Annotated in this window: 4 protein-coding genes; 2 read left to right on the plus strand and 2 right to left on the minus strand. The window is 73.3% G+C overall.

Going from position 1 to position 4,037, the window contains the following annotated elements; translation table 11 throughout:
* Nucleotides 1-1,413, plus strand: a 1,413-nt coding sequence (locus tag MXD58_RS22060) for an FAD-binding oxidoreductase (protein WP_518478600.1), incomplete at its 5' end; no start/stop codon positions are given.
* A gap of 31 nt (nucleotides 1,414-1,444) precedes the next feature.
* On the opposite strand, the gene coaD is transcribed toward MXD58_RS22060, so the two are convergent.
* A complete protein-coding gene (gene coaD, locus MXD58_RS22065; RefSeq protein WP_248841161.1) occupies nucleotides 1,445-1,933 on the minus strand; it encodes a pantetheine-phosphate adenylyltransferase in 489 nt (162 codons plus the stop codon).
* Between the two features lie 234 nt (nucleotides 1,934-2,167).
* Here coaD and MXD58_RS22070 point away from each other — a divergent pair, with 234 nt between their 5' ends.
* Nucleotides 2,168-3,397 carry an FG-GAP repeat domain-containing protein gene (locus MXD58_RS22070; RefSeq protein ID WP_248841160.1) on the plus strand — a complete coding sequence of 410 codons (1,230 nt, stop codon included), beginning with the start codon at nucleotides 2,168-2,170 and terminating at the stop codon, nucleotides 3,395-3,397.
* On the opposite strand, the gene MXD58_RS22075 is transcribed toward MXD58_RS22070, so the two are convergent.
* Nucleotides 3,374-4,037: MFS transporter (locus MXD58_RS22075; protein WP_250609839.1), on the minus strand; the 664-nt coding region annotated here is incomplete at its 5' end. The two genes, MXD58_RS22070 and MXD58_RS22075, sit on opposite strands and share 24 nt — an antisense overlap.

Here is a 4,037-nt window from a genome sequence, read left to right on the forward strand (position 1 = left end):
GCCCGCTTTGAGCGGTCACCGGCCCGGACGACGCAGCGCAACGGCTCCCGGCCGCGGACGGTGTCGACGACGGCCGGCTTCGGCCGCGCGACGTTGCCGAAGGTCACCCCGCTCGACCCGGCCGCGCTCGACGCCCTCGCCGCGGAGCTCGCCGCGCTCGTCGGCGCGGACGCCGTGCACCGCGACTCCTCGACCCTGCTGTCGGCGTCGACGGACTGGGCGCACATGAGCCCCGTGCTCGCGCCGCTGCTGCCCGGCGGCGTCGCCGACGTCGTCGTCCGCCCGCCCGACGCGGCCGGGATCGCGGCGGCCGTCGGCGCCGCGCACCGCCACCGCATCCCCGTGACCGTGCGCGGCCAGGGCACCGGCAACTACGGCCAGGGCATCCCCCTGTTCGGCGGCCTGGTCCTCGACACCTCCGCGGCGACCCGCATCCTGTCCGTCTCCGACGGCTGGCTGCACGCGGAGGCCGGCGCGTCGTTCGTGCTGATGGAGAAGGCCGCCGCGGCCACCGGCCAGGAACTGGCGATCCTTCCGTCCACGGTCGGCAGCACCGTCGCCGGATTCATCGCCGGTGGTTCCGGCGGTACCGGGTCGATCGCGAACGGCGCGATCTGGGACGGCTACCTGCGTTCCCTGCTCGTCGTTCCGTGCACGGACGACGCGACGCCGGTGGAGGTGCCGTTCCCGGCGAACACGGCGATGGCGCACGCCTTCGGCGTCTCCGGCGTGATCGCCGAGGCGACGGTGGCACTGCGCCCCGCGCGGCGCTGGACCGGACTGTACGCGTCGTTCCCGACTCTCGACGGCGCCGTCGCCGCGGGTGAAGAGCTTTTCGACCTCGACCCGACGCCGCGGCTGCTGTCGCTGGACGAGGCGGGGATCATCGCCACCTACCGCCCGGCGGACCCGGCGCTGCCCGTCGACCGAGTGAGCGTGCGCGGCATCATCACCGACGACAGCGTGGACGCGGCGAGCGCGGTCGTGGCCCGCCACGGCGGCCGCGTCGACGCGGTGCGCCCCAAGGGCCCCGCGCACATCGCGTCGCTGTCGTACAACCACACCACCTACCGCGTCCGCAAGGTCCGCCCGGAACTCACCCACCTGCAGTGCATGGGCCCGGGCCTCACGCGGCGGCGCGCCGAGGTCGCCGCGCTCGCGCCGGAATCGCTCATCCACCTCGAGGGCTTCCTCACCGCGAACGGCCGCGACTGGGTCAGCATGCTGTTCCTGCGCTACGACGGCGCCGACGACCTCTACGACCGGATGGCCCGCCTCGCCGACGTCGAGGTCTACGTCGACGACCCCCACACCTGGGAACTGCACCACGGCCGCCTCGACGCCGTGCGCGCCGCCGCCGCCCGCTTCGACCCCGACGGCCTGCTCAACCCCGGCAAGCTGCCACCGACGTAGGTCGTACCGTCCGGGCTGGAACCGTCGGTGCTCAACGGGACGCGGGTGAGCGGTATTTCTCCCGCAGGCGGTCGCGGACCTGCGGTGGGACGAGGTGGGTGACGTCGCCGGCGTGGCTGGCGACGTCCTTGACCAGGCTGGAGCTGAGGAACGAGTACTCCGGACAGGCGGCGATGAACAGGGTCTCCACCTCGGAGAGGCGGCGGGTCATCTGGGCGATCTGGAGTTCGTACTCGAAGTCGCTCACGGAGCGCAGGCTGCGGACGATGGCGGTGATGCCGTTGCGCAGGCAGAAGTCGGCGAGCAGACCGTCGAAGGTGGCGACGCGGACGTTCGCGAGGTGCGCGGTGGTCGACGTCAGCATCTCCACCCGTTCGTCGAGCTCGAACAGGCAGCGTTTCGCGGCGTTGGGCAGCACCGTCACGACAAGGTCGTCGGTGAGGGCCGCGGCCCGCTCGATGATGTCGACGTGCCCGACGGTGACCGGGTCGAACGATCCCGGACAGACTGCTCGACGCACCCTCACACCACCTCCACGGATCAACCGCGACCGCCAGAAAGACCACATCGTGGCACGGCTTCGGGTACGCGGTGCCACTTTTCACTCACACAATGGAGTGTCGCAGCGGCGGTCCGGGACGTCGGCGCGACACCATCAGGACCGACTCCGGACCCGCTCGGGCCGCGGATCACGGATGCGCACCGAAACGCTGGCACGAACGGGCCATCATGATCATGACAGGGGTGCCGTCGCATGGGCAGCCGAGGGCCTGGACATCTCGCCGGTGGGCGGCGGGTGCACCTGATGGTCGCGGCGGTCTCGATGGTGGGTTCGGTGCTCGTCGCCGTCCCCGAGCCGGCGGGCGCGGGGCCACAGGCGGGGCTGTTCGCGGCGCCCGTCGACTACCTCTCCGGGCACGGTCCGACGTCGGTGTCGGTCGGTGACCTGCGCGCGAACGGGCGGACCGACATCGTCGCGGTCAACGCCGGGGACGGCACCGCGTCCGTGCTGCTGGCCAGGGGCGACGGGACGTTCTCGGCGCCGCGGATCTACCCGGTGGGGCCCGGGCCGGTCGGCCTGGACGTCGGCGACCTCAACGGCGACGACGTGCCCGACCTGGCGGTGCCGAACCAGTTCAACGCGACGGTGACAGTGCTGTTCGGCAACGGGGACGGCACCTTCGGACCTCCGCTGATCCTGCCGGTCGGGACGGGCCCCTCGGCGGTGACGATCGCGGACGTCACCGGCGAGGGCAACCCGGACATCGTCGTCACCGACCAGTTCGACGGCACGGCCGCCGTGCTCGTCGGCAACGGCCACGGCGCCTTCGGCCCGGCAAGGTTCACGGTCGTCGGGCCGAGCCCGTCGTCTGTTTCCGTGGGCGATCTCACCGGTGACGACGTGCCGGATCTGGCCGTCACCGACGCCGGGAACGCCACCGTGGTCGTGCTAGCGGGCAACGGCGACGGGACGTTTGGGGTTGCGCGGCCCTATCTGACGGGGCCCGGGCCGTCCTCCCTGGACATCGGTGACCTCACCGGCGACGGCGTTGACGATCTGGCGGTCGCGAACACGGGGAACGCGACGGTGTCCGTGCTGGCGGCGACGGGCGAGGGCGCGCTGCTTGCCCCGCGGACGTTCCTCGCTGGCCCGGGGCCCTCCTCGATCACCATCGGGGACGTCACCGGCGATGGCGTCAACGACCTGGCGGTGGCGAACGCCGGGAACGCGACCGTGTCGGTCCTGCCCGGCGGCGGTGACGGAACGTTCGCCCCGCAGCAGGTCTACCTGGCCGGCCCGGGGCCATCCTCCCTGGCCGAGGGCGACCTCACCGGCCACGGCCAGGTCGACCTGGCCGTGGCGAACGGTCGCGGCGCGACCGTCTCGGTGCTGGCCGGCACGGGCCTGGCCGCGGGCTCCGGGTCAGCCGCGGCGGACAGCCCGGCCGCGGGAGGCGGATCATCGGCCGGAGGTTGCGGCTGACGTCGCCGAGGCTGGTGAGCCGGGCTCGGCTGCTCTCGTGGCCTCGGCGGTCGGCGCCGTCTCAGCGACGGCACGGGGTGTCGCTGTGATCGGGACGACGAGGATGGCCACGGCCGCCAGGGCGCCGGCCAGGAAGAAGCCGGCGGAGTAGTCAGCGGCGCCGATGAGCCAGCCGACGACCGGCGGGGCCAGCGACGCCGTCAGGTTCTGCCCGGTGTTCTGCGCGCCGAGCGCGCGGCCCGCCCAGCTCGGGCCGGCGAGTTCCGCCGTGGCGGTGAACGACAGGCCGTTGGTGCTCGCGGTCAGGCCGCAGGCGACGACGAGCAGCACGTCGCACGGCCACGACGGCCACAGCGCGGCGCAGCCGAGGACGGCGAGCAGCACCCCGTTGGCGGCGGCGAGCATCCGCATCGGCCGAAGGCGGCTGCCGAGATGGTCCGACCAGACGCCGACGGTGATGCGGCCCGCCGCGCCCAGCGCCTGCCCGGCCGCCATGACCTGCCCGGCGGTGGTGACGTCCCAGTGCCGGACGTCGACGAGGAACACCAGGCCGAAGGCGCTGATGGTGAACTGGGGCCAGACGAGCAGCGCGCTCGCGCCGTGCACCCGCCACAGGGCGCCGGTCCGGTAGGGCGAGGCG

Source organism: Frankia sp. AgKG'84/4 (genome assembly GCF_023242965.2).
Classification (GTDB): domain Bacteria; phylum Actinomycetota; class Actinomycetes; order Frankiales; family Frankiaceae; genus Frankia.

What these genes read in the sequence shown, in the direction of transcription:
- MXD58_RS22070 (WP_248841160.1), top strand. Translation starts at nt 2,168, where the DNA reads ATGGGCAGCCGAGGGCCTGGACATCTCGCCGGTGGGCGGCGGGTGCAC.